The organism is Shewanella canadensis, from assembly GCF_003966225.1.
GTDB lineage: Bacteria > Pseudomonadota > Gammaproteobacteria > Enterobacterales > Shewanellaceae > Shewanella > Shewanella canadensis.
This window is the reverse complement of sequence record NZ_RXNU01000019.1, coordinates 32,478-50,184: the sequence shown is the minus strand read 5'-3', so window position 1 is coordinate 50,184 and position 17,707 is coordinate 32,478. Positions and strand designations below refer to the sequence as shown.

Annotated in this window: 12 protein-coding genes; 7 read left to right on the top strand and 5 right to left on the bottom strand. The window is 46.2% G+C overall.

The features are described from left to right. Positions 1–148: 148 nt before the first annotated feature. The gene (gene mak, locus EKG38_RS22430) at positions 149–1,039 is read right to left on the bottom strand and encodes a fructokinase (protein WP_126523215.1); all 891 of its coding nucleotides are present in this window, start codon (positions 1,037–1,039) and stop codon (positions 149–151) included. 386 nt (positions 1,040–1,425) lie between these two features. Between mak and EKG38_RS22425 the strand changes: the two genes are divergently transcribed. Then, positions 1,426–2,889, top strand: a complete 1,464-nt coding sequence (locus EKG38_RS22425) for a capsule assembly Wzi family protein (RefSeq protein WP_126523214.1) — start codon at positions 1,426–1,428, stop codon at positions 2,887–2,889. A gap of 62 nt (positions 2,890–2,951) precedes the next feature. Here the strand turns inward: EKG38_RS22425 and EKG38_RS22420 are convergent, their stop codons facing one another. The 4 genes from EKG38_RS22420 to EKG38_RS22405 form a co-directional block, all read right to left on the bottom strand. Beyond that, on the bottom strand, positions 2,952–3,692 hold the full coding sequence (locus EKG38_RS22420; RefSeq protein WP_126523213.1) for a phosphatase: 741 nt from the start codon (positions 3,690–3,692) through the stop codon (positions 2,952–2,954). 113 nt (positions 3,693–3,805) lie between these two features. Beyond that, on the bottom strand, positions 3,806–5,308 hold the full coding sequence (locus EKG38_RS22415; protein ID WP_126523212.1) for a sigma-54-dependent transcriptional regulator: 1,503 nt from the start codon (positions 5,306–5,308) through the stop codon (positions 3,806–3,808). A gap of 69 nt (positions 5,309–5,377) precedes the next feature. After that, entirely contained in the window at positions 5,378–8,887 is a 3,510-nt protein-coding gene (locus EKG38_RS22410; protein ID WP_126523211.1) for a PAS domain S-box protein, read from the bottom strand. Then, positions 8,887–9,819, bottom strand: a complete 933-nt coding sequence (locus EKG38_RS22405) for a phosphate/phosphite/phosphonate ABC transporter substrate-binding protein (protein WP_126523210.1) — start codon at positions 9,817–9,819, stop codon at positions 8,887–8,889. The genes EKG38_RS22410 and EKG38_RS22405 overlap by 1 nt, the downstream gene beginning before the upstream one ends. A 273-nt stretch (positions 9,820–10,092) precedes the next feature. On the opposite strand from EKG38_RS22405, the gene EKG38_RS22400 reads away from it, so the two are divergent. The 6 genes from EKG38_RS22400 to EKG38_RS22375 all read left to right on the top strand — a co-directional run bounded on the left by EKG38_RS22400 (position 10,093) and on the right by EKG38_RS22375 (position 17,303). Then, complete coding sequence (locus EKG38_RS22400; RefSeq protein WP_126523209.1) at positions 10,093–11,502, top strand: SpoIIE family protein phosphatase; 1,410 nt, start codon at positions 10,093–10,095, stop codon at positions 11,500–11,502. Between the two features lie 47 nt (positions 11,503–11,549). After that, the gene (locus tag EKG38_RS22395) at positions 11,550–11,942 is read left to right on the top strand and encodes an ATP-binding protein (protein WP_126523208.1); all 393 of its coding nucleotides are present in this window, start codon (positions 11,550–11,552) and stop codon (positions 11,940–11,942) included. A gap of 806 nt (positions 11,943–12,748) precedes the next feature. Then, positions 12,749–13,090: an STAS domain-containing protein gene (locus tag EKG38_RS22390; protein ID WP_126523207.1), complete on the top strand. Its 342-nt coding sequence runs from the start codon at positions 12,749–12,751 to the stop codon at positions 13,088–13,090. Between the two features lie 123 nt (positions 13,091–13,213). Beyond that, positions 13,214–14,533, top strand: coding sequence for a polysaccharide biosynthesis/export family protein (locus tag EKG38_RS22385; RefSeq protein ID WP_126523206.1), 1,320 nt, complete (start codon positions 13,214–13,216; stop codon positions 14,531–14,533). A 34-nt stretch (positions 14,534–14,567) separates the two neighbouring features. Further along, positions 14,568–15,977, top strand: coding sequence for a GumC domain-containing protein (locus EKG38_RS22380; RefSeq protein WP_126523205.1), 1,410 nt, complete (start codon positions 14,568–14,570; stop codon positions 15,975–15,977). Between the two features lie 78 nt (positions 15,978–16,055). Next, positions 16,056–17,303 carry an O-antigen ligase domain-containing protein gene (locus tag EKG38_RS22375; RefSeq protein ID WP_126523204.1) on the top strand — a complete coding sequence of 416 codons (1,248 nt, stop codon included), beginning with the start codon at positions 16,056–16,058 and terminating at the stop codon, positions 17,301–17,303. Positions 17,304–17,707: the final 404 nt, after the last annotated feature.

The following is a 17,707-nucleotide window of genomic DNA, read 5'->3' as shown; positions in this document are numbered from 1 at the left end:
CCCTGGCTAGTCTAGCACAATCATTCGACCCATTATCATCATTACTGAGCCCTTTATTTGTCGCCGATTCCAAATTCGACCTTGGCTCAGCGACACGATTTAGGTCACGATAAGTCGCCTAACGCTTCTGATCGTAAAGACTGCGGGTTCACCACAACCAGGCGGCGCCACGAACGCCCGATGAGCCACCATAGATATTCTTTACTACAGGCGTGCGGCACTCTCTGCCCAACACATATTTGGGCAACAGATCGGGAAGCAGAGGGTAGATAACGTCGATATTAGATACGCCACCGCCCAATACGATGACGTCCGGATCGAGTATATTAATCACATGGGCCAATGAGCGTGCCAGTCTATCCATGTATCGTTCGAATGCAGCCTTTGCCAGCCTATCGCCGCTCTCCATTAATGCGGCAATTTCAATGCCACTGATGGCATTTCCGCCCGCGGCCTTAAAGTCTCTCACGAACCCGGTTCCCGAGATAAACGTCTCGATACAGTCTTTATTGCCACAAAAACAGGAGGTCGTATTAAACTCATCCTTCGTCATCCACGGCAGTGGGTTATGGCCCCACTCACCACCGATGCCATTACCGCCACCATGTACCTTGCCATTAATCGCTACACCGGCGCCGCAACCTGTACCTATGATCACGCCAAATACCACTCCTTTACCCGCCGCTGAGCCATCTATCGCTTCGGATACAGCAAAACAGTTTGCATCGTTGGCAACCCTGACCTCTCGCCCTAACCGTTCACCCAGATCGATATCGAGTGGCTGACCATTAATCCAGGTCGAGTTGGCATTTTTTACTAACCCCGAAAATGGTGAAATTACACCTGGGATACCCACACCTACGCTTCCCTTCTGCCCTAATGTCGACTCTGCGTCATTTACTAAACTTTCGATGGCATTCAGTGTGGCAATATATTCTCTTGGAGTAGGGATACGTTTACGAAAAAGCTCTTTCCCTTCACCATCTAAAGCAACAACTTCTATTTTTGTTCCACCAAGATCTACGCCTATTCGTAACATCGGCTCTACTCCACTCATATTTTCTAATTTTATTCTGACTTAAGAATATTAAGTCAGTAGGCTATGTAATTAAAGCAATCTCGGTTGAACTGTATTTGTTTTCAACCCTTTAATAAAAATTCTGTCCATAGTTCTATGCTCTCAACATATCAATACGTTTTATCCTTTTCGGCAAACCATTCTCTCCCCTCAAACAACAACCTCAATACAGCAACAACAACTCACATTAACAACAAGAAAAAAACGCCGCGGTTACAACTGTTCATCTCAGAGCATGAAAACCATGATGCTTGGTTAAATTATTCATAGCCTCTTTTACCCTCCGCTCAAATCACTTAAGATGCCGGGCAATGACATAAGGGATCACAATGAAACAAGGGATCGCAATGAAATTCAAGATACTATCTGGATTATTACTATTAAGTTGCAGCTCGGTGCAAGCTGCGTGGTGGGTTGAGCCCGATGACTTAGCGTTAAGGGCTGATATACAGCTGCTTTCCGATACCGGTGTTATCGTGCAGCCTATCACTACCTACCCATTGATGTGGGCAGGTTTAAAGCAAGATATGGATAAGGCTGATATCAGCCAATTACCAAAAAACCAGGCGATGGCATTTGAAAGAGTCATGAACGCCTACCAACATGACCATCAAAGCTTCAACAGCAAGGTAGAGATCGCAGCGGCCACAGATACAGCGCGCTTTATTGGTTTTGGCCAGGACTACCGCGACAAGGCGGAAACGACTGTAAATGCTGAGGTCACTAAAGACTGGTTCAGTGGACGCGTCTCAGCCAGTTACCACTATGACCCTATCGACGGTAACAGCGCAAGATTAGATAACAGCTTTGCGGCCGTCATGCTAGGCAACTGGATAGTCAGCGCTGGTGCACAACAAAAATTCTGGGGACCGGGCTGGGATACGGGATTAATACAAACCACGAACGCTCGCCCCATGCCAGGCATCACCCTAAGCCGAAATAACAGCCAGGCTTTCGAAACACCATGGCTTAACTGGGCAGGTCCCTGGACCTTTACCACCAGCTTCAGCCAGATGGAGAGTGACCGCTATGTCCCCGAGGCCAAACATTGGGGCGCTCGCGGAACCTTGCGTCCAATATCTAAGCTCGAGGTCGGCTTTTCATGGACCATGCAGTGGGGCGGCGAAGGCTACGGTAATAGCTTAGGCGACTGGTGGGATGGACTATTTAATGGCGGCGGAGTCGAAGGTGACCTGGAAAACGGTCAGGAGAACATGTTAGCTGGCTATGATTTCCGTTGGTCAGATACCGCTTTCGGGATCCCGTATGGGATCTACTATGAGCGTACTCATGAAGATTATCATACTGAAAAGCACAAACTCATTAACGCATCCAATATGGGCGGTATCGATTTTGTGTTGAGTGACATCAATACTCGTGTCTTTGTCGAGTATGCAGATACCACGGCCTCATGTGGAGCTAGCGACAAGGTATATAACTGCATGTATGAGCATGGCTTCTACAAAGATGGTTATCGTTACTATGGTAAGAGCTTGGGCAGCACCTATGACAATGACTCCCGAACTTTAGTTATCGGTGGGATCACTCAACTGGGAGGCGGTCAGAACATCACCAACAAGCTGAGATGGTTAAAGCTCAATATTGACGGTAGCGATGTCGCATCTCCCGGCGGAAACCCGGTTTCGCCAGGCGAGTATGAGCAGATGTATCAGTTTGACACCAGCTATCACCGTCCTTTCTACCAAGGAACCTTGAAACTGGGTGGCACTCTGGGCTATAGCCAATATAAGACGACCGGTGGCAACGACTGGGATAGCACGGTATACGCGGGTTGGGAAAGAAGTTTTTAACCTGTAGAAGGGCCTAGGACCTAGCTCCTGGGCTCTTAATTAATCTAGCACCTTCTATTAAATTAAAGCTCAGCAAAATCATCCAGAGTCTTGTGCCCTCTTTTAGAGAGAAATGCGAGCAGCGCCTCCGGACTTCTATTTAACAATCGCTCTTCGGGAAATTCAGCTTCCTTTATGATAGCCAAAGCCTGCGAGAACTCGCCTAAACTGAAGGCGACGTGAGAATCTGAGCCCATCACTAATAACCCTCCCGCATCGCGAACGGCTTTCGCTATTGCTACACAGTTAGCTTCACTGCCTTTTCGGGACATTTCAAACGACGAGTTATTGATTTCAAGTGCCACATGGCATCTGGCCGCGGCGGCTGATACAGCCGTGATATCTATGGGGTAAGCGGGGTTCCCCGGATGAGTGATAATATCGACATTACCACTCTCGATGGTATTGATCAGTGCTTGGGTATGAGTCTGTTTATCTGAAGGGGGAAACACGGGTTCATGAAAACCTGCAAGCACGATATCTAACTCTTGCAGATAATCCCCAAAGTAGTCAATTTCTCCCGAATCATTCTTAATATTCGCCTCGATACCTCTTAATATCCCCACCCCATCTACGATTCTGGGCAGTACTCTTAAATTAACAAAATGCCAGAAATGGGGGGCATCGGCCATATCCGGGCCATGATCGGTTATTGCAAATAACTTAAGCCCTTTCTGTTTGGCTACAGCGATGTAATCATGAACCGTACTATAGGCATGAGTAGAGGCAATGGTGTGGGCATGAGTGTCTACAAGGTACTTCATAATGACTCTTCTTAATGTCTTTACAGAGAAAATATCAGAGTCTGAGATTCTACGCCTTTCTATCTACTTAGACTAATAGACACTTAACCTAATTTTCAGAATAGTCACTTAGCCTAGTTTTCAGCAACCGCGCCTTGTAATTCATCCCACCCTTGACGCTTTCGATAAATCGTCGAGGCACTGATATCTAACAGTGCTGCGGCCTTAGGCACATTACCGCCACATTGCTCTATGGCAGCCTCAATCGTCTGCTTCTCTGACAGCCATAAAGGAATGATCGCCTCTGGTTTATCTGCTTCTGAGTCTGATGATTGCAGATTTTGGCTTCCGGCCTGCTCGTCTATAACGAGTGACTCATGGCGATTAAGTGTCGAAGGCTGATTAGCACTCGCGATAGCGATAACTGGCTTAATTGAGGCCTGACTATTGCCTGGGCCTGATGTAAATAACGAGGGTAACATCGACGCCTCAACAATATCGGAAGAGTTAAGCACGACCACCTGTCTAATCACATTTTGTAACTGACGTACATTCCCTGGCCAATCATAGCTTTGAAGTAACTTTTTGGCCTCTGCAGTAAAACTTTTAAACTGCTTCCCCTCCTCACGGTTGTACTCTTTAAGAAGTTTATTTGCCAACAACAGAACATCTTTCCCCCTCATTCGAAGCGGCGGAAGTTCGATAGGAATAACATGAAGTCGGTAGAAGAGATCTTCTCTAAAACGTCCATGCTTTACCTCCTCCCACGGGACTCGGTTTGTCGCACTCACAAAGCGCACATCGACCTTCTCCTCCTTCGTCCCCCCGACCTTTTGAAAAACGCCGGTCTGAATAAATCGCAGTAATTTACTTTGTAACTCCAGATCCATCTCACAAATTTCATCGAGAAATAGCGTGCCTCGGTTGGCGCGGCTCGCCGCTCCCTCTCTATTTGCCACCGCCCCCGTGAACGCCCCTTTAGTGTGGCCAAATATTTCACTCTCGATAAGATCTTTTGGGATTGAAGCACAATTGAGCGCAACGAAAGGTTTCTCGCTTCGATTCCCCGCATGATGAATCGCATGAGCGCAAACTTCTTTACCCGTCCCACTTTCCCCGACGATGAAAACTGAAGCCTTACTATTAGCGACACAGTCTATGGTTTTATATACGGTCTGCATGGCGAGAGACTCCCCCACAAACCCCATATAATTTTCTTTGGGTAGACTTTGCTCGTACCTTTCCACCAGATTAACAAGCTGGCGCTGTTTTAACGCATTTCGAACCGTAATAGAGAGTCGCTTGGCATCGAAGGGTTTAACTAAGAAATCGAACGCCCCTGACTTCATCGACTCAACCGCTAAGTCTATCGTTCCGTGGGCCGTTATCATGATAACCGTGATACCTGGATAGCTGGTTTGGACTTTTTGCAGGATATCCATACCCGACATATCGGGTAACTTGATGTCTAACACTAATAGATCGGGCTGCCACTGTGCTAACTCGGTTAGTGCATCTTCCCCATGGTTGACATGGGTGACCTTCGCGCCTTCAGCGCGTAGATACTCGGTATACAGCGCACCCAATGACATGCTGTCTTCAACAAGTAAAGCGGTAAAAGACTGATTAATTTCCATATTTAACGCCATCCTTAAATAAAAATTCGAATGCTCAGGTTCTGAACCTGTCGACTAATGAGGGAGAGTTCAAGCCGCAAAACGCGCTTTGAAGGCCTTAATAGTTTGTAGCCCTACTTGTTGAACTTCAGTCATATATGACTCAACTTCTTTTTCATCTTGCTCTCGGGCGCTTTTCTCAAGGCTTTTTGCAACCTCATACAGGGCCTGAGCGCCAAAACTGCCGGAACTACTTTTTAAGGTATGCGCCTGATTATCTATTTCGATAAAATCCATCGTCTGCATTAAAGCGTTAAGTGTATCCAACCTTTCGTGAGTTTCTTGAAGGTAGACACTAAACATCCCTTTCAAGGACTCTATACCTAACGCATCGGTGAGCTCAGCAAGTACAGATTCATCAAATAGTCTCTCCAAGCTTAGCTCCTCGGAGTTTGCACCATTCTCACACTTACCACTTTCTATTTTTAGTTCCATTACCACTCCATTTGAAGCGTCGTTATCCAAGTGTAATTCGAGCCCCCCGGCTTCACAACTTTCCGGGCTAATTTTAGTTTGCACTTCAAGAGTTTCACCACCGATACTACGAACTTCCGGCAACCACTTATTGATAACTCGCACTAAATCAACCTTATTAACAGGCTTAGGCACAAAGTCTTTCATCCCAGCCGACAAGCAGTTTTCAATATCCTCCTGCTGAACATTAGCCGTCATAGCCAAAATAATAGTATCAGGTTGATGCAGTAGAATATTTTCAGTCGCTTCAACGCCATCCATCTCCGGCATCCGCATATCCATCAATATCAAGCCATAATTTTTAAGGGCTGCCATATTCATGGCCTCAATCCCATTATTAGCATATTCCACTTCGAAACCAGATTTTGTCAACATGGCCCCGGCAACGATTTGATTCGATGGGCTATCTTCGGCCAGAAGAAGTAATTTATTCTTGGGTGTAAGTTCCGGAAGCAAGAGTTCTGCTTCTGGCTTCTCTTCATGGTTAACATCATCACCATTCAATAACCCTAGCATCATCTCCCGGCTCAATGGCTTATTTATCACCTGCTCCAGCCCTATCTCTGACACTAAGCCAGACATTTCAGGCCTTAGCTCTGACATTAATACTGCGATTAGCCCCCCTTCGAATAAAAAATCTCGCTTTAGGAGGCTGGTTAATTTAATACTTAATTCAGATAAGCCGGTGTCATCGATCAAGATAAGATTAAAGCGTCCCTTAACCTCTTTAGAACTCAAGATATCGGTAACCCGACTGACATTAACGCTACTCACGCCATACTGGCTATACTGCTTTCTGACCAGATGGGAAAAGGTCTTATCGGGGTGAACCAATAGTACTCTGGCATGCGCAGGCAAGTGAGTAAGAGGGGTTAATTGTCGCTCCTCAAGCCTTAACAACACATCGAATCTAAAGCTGCTTCCATGCCCCAATCGGCTGCTTAGTTCAATTTTCCCTCCCATCATCTCAATCAGCTCAGCGCAGATAGCTAAGCCAAGCCCGCTACCCTTGTAGTTAGTGTTATGTTGATCGTGAACCTGGCTGAACTCTTTAAACAGTTTCTTTTGAGCCGCCATGCTTACCCCAATACCCTCATCGGTGACGGTACAATACAGCTGCACCTCTTCGTGATGGCTATCGGGGATCCACATCTCTACCGAAACACAGCCCCCACTCGAAAACTTTATCGCATTATCAACCAGATTATGTATCACCTGACGTAACCGTTGCCCGTCTCCTTTGACAAGTTCAGGCACATTCCGATTGATGAAACATACGAGATTAACGCCCTTCTCATGGGCATTAGGCGCTAATATTCTCAACACTTGAGCCACTATCTTGGCAGGCGAAAAACTCACACTCTCCAACATCATCTGCCCGGCTTCAATTTTTGAAAAGTCTAAAATATCATTAATGGTGCTGAGTAGAGCGGTCCCTGCTTCTTTTGCTGTATGGGCATAAATGCGTTGCTCTTTATTCAATCTCGAATCCAACATGAGCTCGACACTGCCCAATACCGCATTGAGTGGAGAGCGGATCTCATGACTCATGGTTGCCAGAAACCTCGACTTGGCCTTACTCCCCGACTCGGCTTGATCTTTTGCCTGTTTTAACTGAGTTTCATATTCAATTCTCTTCGAAATATCATGCAAAAAGGCGGTCAGTAAGATCTCCTCTCCAAGCTGTACCGGGATCATCTTCATCTCAACAGGAAATGAGCTGCCATCACGCTTGATTGACATCATCTCAATGCTTTTCTTTATAGCTGGCCCCTCACCCGTTTGTCTGAACAGCTGCATGCCTTGTTTAAAGGTTTTCCTTTCAATATCGACAAAAATCAAGTCTTCGAGGAGCTCACCTAAAGCCTGTTCACGCTGATGTCCGAATAACTTACAGGCTGCATCATTAAACTCTTGAATTCTGCCGGTGATATCTATGGTGATAAGCGCATCCTGACTGGCTTCCAGGGTTGCCAACAAGATGGTCTCGGTGCGAAGCGCTGCTACCTCTTTACGCTTTATATCACTCAGGTCTTTTACCAGTCCCAACAACATGGTTTCATTCTCGATGGCCATCTTGGAGATAGACAGCTCAATTGGAAATAGTTTGCCACTCCTTTTTTGCGCAGTAAGCTCTCTCCCTTTTTTAGCGTCTCGGCCGGACTGAATAAACCTATCCAGGAAACTATCATGCATATGTCTTTCATGCATCGGCATAAAAATTGAGACATTTTCACCGATCAATTCATCAAGCTCATACTCAAACAGACGACAAACGGCGCTGTTTACCTGGGTGATGTTCCCGGAGGTATCGACGATGATAAATCCATCTACCGCCGTCTCTAAAATCGTACCCAAACGGGTGTTTGCACTCTCCAGCTCGCTCCTGTTTTTCTCTACCTTCTCAATCATCCGGTTAAATGCACGGGTTGTTTGACCAATTTCATCGGTTGCGGTCACAGGGATCTGTATGCCTGTCTCGCCGCTTAAAATACGTTTTGAAGCCGTTTTAAGTTCAGTTAGATTACGGGTCAAATAGTGCCCTAATAACCATGAAAATAGCGCAACCAACAACATCTCTAACCCGGCAATGGAAAAGAAACGGGTCGTCGCACTCGCTAAGAATTGATCAAACTCATTCACACCAACACCGAGTTCAACCCGTCCGAATATATAACCAGACTCCATGATATTTGCTTCGACATCTAACACGCCATCATCGACGCTGGATAAACCTTGATCCCGACTCGATGCTACAGTCGATGACGCTCCGGATGGAGTCTCTCCAGCCCGAACTAAGCGCGAGTTTTTATCATAGATATTTACATATAAGACCTGAGTATGTTCGAGCAACTCATTGGCTAACACTTGCAAGGTGGATACATCGGTACTGATCACAGCATCTTTGGTCGCCGCGGCAAAAAGTGTCACAATTGAATCGGCTCGTTTCTCAATTTCAGCTTCATTGGAGCTTCTTAAGTAATCGACACTGGTATAAACCAATAGCAGCAGTAAAACGCCCTCGATTAGCGCAATACCGAGTACCGTTTTGAGTCTAAAAGACACTACAGCTCTCCTTTCACTGACGGCTTATCAGCTATGTCACTGGAGTTTTCTAAAGGTTTTTCAAACGTACCTAAACCCAGCGAGCGTACATCATCCCAATCGCTATTTTTAGCAGCCTCAAAACTTTTAAGGCCCAATACATTTAGCACTTCAGCACCTTGGGAAGATGATGATAACTCGACAAAACCTTGTCTAAGTTCCTCAACAATACCTGCCGGAACTCTTGGATGAACGGCAATGGCATGAGGGGTATAACCCGGGGTCTCCCATAAAACTCTAAGTTGGCTTGTCGTCGCCTTATCCATCGTCTTGAAGGTTCTTTTTACTCCCCCTCCGGCATCTGCCAGCCCTTGTTCCACGGCAAGATAAACAGAATCGTGAGAACCTACATATTTAACCCGATTCTCAAGCCCTCTAATCTTTAAGTTTGCTCTGGGGAGCACACTGGCGGCAAAAGCCGCGGGCGCGGGAAAGAATACATCTTTATTATTCAGCTCATCGATAGAACGAATAGATGATTCTTTGCGAACCACGATAATGCCTTTAATCTGCTTGCCCTTCTGCTTGACCAAGGCTTGGTAACCGGGAGCTTCATGAAATACCGTGTAGTGATAGGGATTCATATAGGCGACATCGTATTCACCCGAAGCGAGTCTCTTTTCAAAAGTGGGAATATCCGGCGCCGTTGCAAAACGCAGTTGAAAATTTGCATTTTGCGATAACTCTGAGAGCACCGGAGACCATAACCGGGCAAGTGTACTGGCGGCTTGCTGAGGAACAACGCCAAAAGTTATCGTACGAGCTATCGTGGAGCTAGAGCCTAACTGATTGCTTTCACTGCTCTTATCATTATTGTCACCATAAGCACTTCCTGTGACACCCAACACACATGATAGAAACAGAACCTTGACGCTCAACCGTGAAATTTTCATTTTGCATATCCTTAGCAGTAGGTATTCCTATACAAAAGCAAAGGTTATGCCAGAACAAAATAATACCAGCTACACCTTAAGCGCCTTAAACAGAATATGAATGACTGAATTGCATTTTGCAATGAGGCGAGAAATGGTCACCTTTAAAAGGCATGACTCAACTATAGCCAATGGGAGCTTTACCTTTAAATACAATACTATATTTAAACATAACCCGTAGAGGCATATTTTTTGCTTATATCAACGAGTGTGTCTATTTGATGAGTGGAAACGATGACAATGATTACGGAAGGAACAGCAACTTCATTTCAACGTCAAACAGAAGGCCTTAAGGTTCTCGTGGTTGAAGACACTCAGAGTGAACGCTGTTTTATTACACATTTATTAGTCGCGATGGGATTAGAAGTATCAAGCTGCGGCAGTGCAGAGGAGGCTATCGAGTCTTACCAACAAGAAAAGGCCGACATTATCATTAGCGACTGGAGAATGCCGGGAATGACCGGACCTGAACTCTGTCAATATTTGAAAAAGCTCCCCCTTTCCCCTTATATGATTCTGCTTACGGCAAATAATCTCACTTCGCACACAGTAACAGGCATTGAGTCCGGTGCCGATGACTTCCTGACAAAACCATTTATCCCAAACATACTCAAAGCCAGAGTATTAGCCGGCGCGCGTATTGTGAACATGCAGCGTCAGCTGGAAAACAGAAACAGTGAACTCAACACTTCACTGACAAAGGAGCAGGCCTACCTGCAACAGATACAGGAAGATATTGATAGCGCGGCTAAATTGCAAGGCTCACTGCTTCCCACTTCAAGCACGCTACAAAATGGCTGGAGACTTGCCACGCAATTTCAGCCGGCTCAAGAACTTGCCGGAGATATATTTCAATGCCTGGAGATCGATGACTCTCATCTGGGATTTTACCTCTTAGATGTTACAGGCCACGGGATCGCGGCCTCAATGCAGAGCTTTACCCTCGCACAGAGATTAAGTTGCAACAGCTGTGACTGGGCGAGTCTGGATCCCGCGCTCATTGTCACTCAACTGAACGCTGACTTTGAAGACCCTGAGCATTCAGGCAGGTTTGCCACGTTAGTGCTAGGGGTTATTAATACGATTAGCGGTAAAGTTAAATTAACGATTGCCGGTCACCCACTTCCCATATTGCTTAAAGGGAGTGAAACAGAGGCAATGGAGCTAGCTTCTGGCATACCATTAGGCATAGATAGCCATTACCATTATGAGTACAACACCTTTTTTCTAAGCCCTCAGCAGCAGCTACTCTTGTATTCTGATGGCCTATACGAATGTCGCCACCCCACTTTTGGTGAATTTGGACAGCAGAGGCTAATCAACACATGCACCAACGCACACCAACTTGAGCCTAAATCATTACTTCATTATCTGGCTCACTCCATCGATCTTTGGCAACAAAAAAAACCGCAGGATGACATCTCTATGATGCTGATATCTGCGCCAGATAGCTTTGCCACAAAGAAGTACAGTCAACGGCCCACATCTGGCCCTGCCACAAAGGATAACAGCAGCAATAAAGGGATTCTGCCTAGCAAAAACAATAGGAACGCGAATGAAACTGAATCAATTGATGACTGGCCAGCGTTTAATCATGAAGCTCTGATTGACAATGTACTTATCGAAAGTGAACTAATTTTGTAGCAAAAAACTGATAAAAACATGACGTGAAATCGGTACCCGGAGGATATATGAATAGTATTCAATTAAATCTATCTCAAACTGTCTGGAACAGTAATCTACTTTGCCAAGAGCTGGAGCAATTTCTGCAGCAGAACAGTGTTCAAATACAGCAGAGGTTTAAAGTCATTACCTGTGTGCTCGAAGCATTATCAAATGTCCTCGAACACACGGATAACCAATGCGAAGACATCGTCATCATCATGCATTGTAACCCAGACCGCATAACCATAGATCTTTTAGACAATGCTCCCTACACGCCTATCGGCGATCAAATCGAATGCCCCTCTCCCTTCTCTATCTCAGGTCGGGGATTGTGGATCATTCAAAACTGGATGGACCAAGTGAGGTTTCAGGCATCCGTGGCCGGCACACACCTAAGGTTAAGTTTGTTGAGGAGTTAGGGGTGGGGAAAACAAACTGCGGGAGCGGCTTTGATGTAAGACCGGCTTCAGCCGGGAAAGATTTTGTGAACATTTCATAGCTGACTCGATTCGCTGATAAAAATATTCGCGGCTAAAGCGCGCTCCTACAGAGGAGGGCAAATTGGAGAACGATAATGTAGGGCTGGCCTTGATGTAAGACCGGCTTCAGCCGGGAATGGTTTTGTGAACATTTCATTGCTGATTCGATTCGCTGATAAAATGATTCGTGGCTGAAGCACACTCCTACATAGAGAACATAGCGAATTGCCTATTTCGATATCGTGTAGGACAGCCTTTGATGTAAGACCGGCTTCAGCCGGGAACGATTGTGTGAACATTTCATCGCTGATTCGATACGCTGATAAAAAGATTCGCGGCTAAAGCACGCTCCAACAAGAACGGGCGAATGATTAATCGATAGTGTAGGAGCGGCTTTATGTAAGAGCGGGTGGGGGTTACCTCTTGTGTAGGACCGGCCTTAGCCGGGAAGGATGATAAAAACACATCTATAACAAGAACAATCGCGGCTGAAGCACGCTCCTACAACGACCAAAGCACGCTCCTACGGGAAAAATACTCTTTGCATTCTGCTTCGCAATTTTCACATTTCATTTTTCACTTTAAAACATCACGCCTCTACAACTTGTATAACAATCACAATTTCCCTTTAAATTCATAACGATAAATATTGGCCTGAGTTGTGCAACCATGCTTATATAAGTAAAGAAATAATAGTAAGTAAACATAAATACAATAAATATCAGCGACTCTCTAAGGAGCTTAATATGAAATTTTCACCATTAGCGCTCGACAATGCCTGTTTAATTACACTCCCGAAAGAGATGGTGATGTCACAAACTCCCACGCTCAGGGCTGCTATCACACGTCAAATTGAAGCGGGCAGCAACAAACTCGTGTTGGATCTACATCAGGTTGAATATATCGACTCCAGTGGCTTGTCCATTTTAGTCTCCGCACTGAAACTCACTCAGAAGAAAGCTGGGGAGATCATTCTCCTCTCTCCATCTGCGGGGGTGCGCGCATTGATCGAACTCACACGACTACATCAGATATTTACCATCTATGAGGACGAAGCAGCCGCAATAGAGCATATCTGCGAACAATAAAGATACCTATTCTGTAAAGCTGCGATTGCTTAAAGCATTCAAGCTAGACCCTGAAATGAATTCAGGATGACAAGCCCTTAAACGTACAAACACTAAAGTTAATTTTCAACAAGGAGTTGCCACATGTTTTTTAACTTTATTCAGCCACTTAAGGCTAACCTCCTACTAGTCATTTTTAGCCTTTGCTTTATGCTTTCAGGGTGTGTCACTCCTACGCTGACTCAAGACAATAACTTATGTCATCAGCAAACTAGTGCTGTTAACAAGAGTGCCGTTAATACCAGTTCTGTTAATAACAGTACAAAGAAAGAGGCTCAGCCCTGCCACTATTACGATAGTACTACACCCTATGTGAGGAGAAGATGGCAAGATGACTCGACAGTTCTCGTCAATAAAATGGAGCCGGATCCCACTTCAAACTCCTTAGAAAACGAAGGACCGGGTCTACAAACCGACTTAAAAGCGCAATTTAACGTCTTAAACCTCTCCAGTGGCGACAGACTCAATATCGTGATCTTAAATGGTGAGGAGTTTAGCAGTGAAGTCGAGGTCAATGCCGATGGCTTTATCTACCTCCCCTTTATTCCGGCTATCAAGGCACGGGGATTAAAGATTGAATCACTGAAAGCCAGTATCAAACAGCTACTGATCGATGAGCAGTTAATGCTTGCCGGTACCATCAGGATAAGTATTACCCCACTAAAATGGGCGCCGATTGAAGTCAGTGTCTCTGGTGCAGTATTTGAACCCGGCACTCACTTTATCAACCATAAATCAGACACCGAGATCACGGATGATAATGGCGGTCATACCGGAGATCAGGCTTCGGGGCGGAGCATCACTTCGGCCTTAAGATCCTCGGGTGGGATCAGTCCGGACGCCGATATCGGCGCCATCACTGTCACACGTGGCGAACAAACTCTCAGCCTGGATCTATCGGGAGTCATCGATGGCAGCTCGACTCCTCACCTGACGCTAATGGCAGGTGATCATATTCATGTTCCTCAGCTGAATCAGTTTAATGATGAGCTGGCGAGGCCCTCACAAATTACGGTTCCGGGAATTAGGGTATTCATCTCCAACCTGACTCAGCCCGCCAGCAGTAACTCGCAATCGGCAGTCGATACAGAAGCCACCCGCTTTCCCTACGGAACTCGTCTGCTCAGCGGCGCCATAGGTGCAAACTGTATCGGGGGCGCACAAAGCACTAACGCGAGTCGACATGTTATTTTGATCACCAAAAATCCGATCACTAAACAGATTGATGTTGTTGAGCGTTCACTGGATAACTTAATGGTTCATTCGTGGAGGCCCAACATGAACCCTATCTTGCTGCCCGGTGACGGTATCGCATGTTACGACTCTGGAGTCACAAATATTCGGGAGATTGCTAAAACCTTCACCGAAATATTACTCCCCGCAACCTTACTCGGCCTACTTTAACGCTTGATAGATAGCGGTCCCAAGGATGAAGAAGATGAAAAACAAACATCACCCAAGCCAGCTTCTCTGGTTAAAAAGAGCCGCGATTAAAGGCAGCAGTTTGCCTGTTAATGCGCGTCGCTGGGTGTATATAAAAACAGCGTTAGCGGCACTCACCCTCATCTGGACGCTAGTAACCATTGCGATAATGAATACTCCCACACGCTTTGTCAGTAAGTGGACACTTATTCTGCCTGGCAGCGGAGCGGGTGCATTAGTCAGCCTGGACAGCATAGGTCAGGCCACCAGCACAAGCAGCTCTCCCTACTTAAGCTCGGCCATCGATCCCAGAGAGAATTATAAGGCACTATCTATGAGTCAGATCTTACTCGATGCCGCCGCCAAAACCGTAAAGCTGACACCTCCGGCCATGGGAAAGCCCAAGTTAAAACTGCCAAATCAAACTGGATTGATGCAGTTCAATATCAGTAGCACAACGGCACAAGAGGCGCAGGATAAGGCGTGGGCCCACTATCACAGTTTGCAGGCATTGCTGTCTCAACTCAGAGAAGATGAGATTAATCAAAGAGAGAATGGGATCAAGATGGGCATTGATGGCTTTGCCACTAAGGTGAGTCAAAGTCAGGCAAAGATACTCAACTTTCAATCTAAGATAGGACTGGTGTCACTGGATCAATTTAAGGAGCTTGCGCTCACAATAGAGAGGCTCAGACACAGTAAAGTTAATATGGTATCCAAGCTGCAGGGCGTGATAGCAAGCCAGAAGATGCTGGAAATGCACCTATCCCTTAACGCCCAACAGGCTGCCGATCTGCTCAAGCTGAAGAATGACCAGTTGTACCAGCAGCTACTGGTAATTTACACCGAGTCGACCACAAGTCTCGCCGAATATTCAGGACGTTATGGCAAGAAGCACCCCCAGATAATGACCCAAACTCAGCAACAACAAGCACTTTTTAGCGCTTTAAGAAAACGCTGCAAAATTCTCTTAGGTTATCAGGACGACACCTTGATGTTGATGCTGTCTGCCGATGATATCGATGGTAGGGCACAGTTAATGAAACAACTGCTCTCTCTAACGACGGAGGCGGAGGGGTTAAGTCACGAGCTCCGCTCCCTTACAGAACAGATAAACGCCTGGGACACTCGTCTGGAGGACAGTAATGATGACGCCGCAAAACTTGAAGATCTTCACCGGGAACATCAGGTAGCGACGGCGGTATTTACCTCGGCATTGGCAAAGATGGATGTTGGAAAAGCCGATATCTACTCGGCTTACCCATTAATTCAACTACTTGCTCCGCCAAGCTTGCCATTGAAACCCAACACTATGTCAAGGGTTTTAACCTTAATGGGCGGGATTGTGGCATCCATTTTTTCACTAGCGGGGTTAAGCATCATGTGGATCAGAAAGCCGATACTGAAGAAGATTTTAACGGCATAGAAATGTCCAGCGCAGAAGAGAACTCTAGGTTCTAGGTTCTAGGTTCTAGGTTCTAGGTTCTACAAAAAGGTAACGCATATGAGCAGAGATACTCTCAAGCCAGAAAACAGTGATGAAAAGCTCATCTGGTACAGCATTACCTGCACCTACCTGTTCTGGCTGCTCGGTGCCATGTATCTTGTCGCCCCTGTCATAGGTTGGATTTTGCTCCTTCGCATGCTCAAACGTTTTATTTTTGACAGACAAGACTTCATCATGACTACGGCTCAGTTATGCTGGATAGTTGGCATGTTTATCATGCTGATAGCGTTAGTCATCGCTCACTTTGAACATGAACTCGGCCTGCCTAAACTGATTAAATCAAGCATCGGCTGGGCAAAAGGCTGGGCACTACTCGCGATTTTCCCTTTAATTGGTTCACTCAATATCCGGCCTGAAATCATCTATCGCGCCACCTGTATTGTATGTAAGCATACCTTCTTCCTGTTTCCTTTTTGTGTCGTCGCCTGGTTAGTTGGATTACCCGGCACCTTATATGTCTCGCCACTGAGTATCATAGGCGGACCCGGACCTGAGTTTTTCAGTGTCAGCCTGTATGAGATAGATCCGGGTAGTGGCACACCCAGATGGCGACTCTTTACCCCTTGGGCACCGGCACTGGGTATGATGGGAAACCTATTCTTAAACTTCGCCATACAGGAAAAAGATAAACGCTTTAAAACCTACGGGATCCTTGGCAGCCTGCTGTTGGTGCTGATTTCACAATCACGATTAGCCTTAGTCTGTTACTTCACTCTACTCGGATATTTTGCCTTTATTCGCTACCACAAGTCTCCCTGGCTCTACTTTATCGCCACTCCAATCACCCTCTTATCTGGCATATTTGGTACACAGGCGATCGAAAGGATAGAGATGAGTATCACGGCCATCAAGGCCGCCAGAGCCGGCTCAACCAGAGTACGTAAGCATCTGGCTGATATCGCCTTGGAGAGGTGGGCCAACGAAGCCCTGGTTTGGGGACATGGCATAGTGGAACGAGGACCCCATCTGGTGGAATATATGCCGATAGGCTCACACCACACCTGGTACGGACTCCTGTTTGTGAAAGGGTTGGTGGGAGCCATCTCGCTGGCTTTGCCTTTTCTTGTCAGTTTTATCACCCTGATAGGTTCAATTTTAAAGTCCCCCATCGCGGCATCCGCAGTGGCCGTATTGCTGCAGCTTTTTCTATACACCTTCGGAGAGAATCTGGAGATCCTCGCCTACCTGTTCTGGCCAGGGTTAATCGTAATAGGTATAGCGCATAAGAGTGGGCGTATTGTGTAGGACCGGCTTCAGCCGGGAACCGTTCACCCCATAATTAAAAGCTTCGCGGCTAAAGTGCGCTCCTACAAAGGAGGGCAAATTGGTAAGCGATAGTGTAAGACCTGCTTCAGCCGGGAAGCGCTCACCCCATCATTAAAAGCTTCGCGGCTGAAGCACGCTCCTACAAAGGAGGCTATAGCCTATTTCGATATCATGTAGGACTGGCTTTGATGTAAGACCGGCTTTAGCCGGGAACCGCTCTCCCCATCATTAAAAGCTTCGTGGCTGAAGCACACTCCTACAGCGGCTAAAGCGCTCCTACAAAAACCATGTTCAATTCGCATTTTGCAAATACCTCACTCCAGCATGCAACGAATCAATCGCAGAACAGAAACAAGCAAGCTTGACTCTCACCTCGACACTAA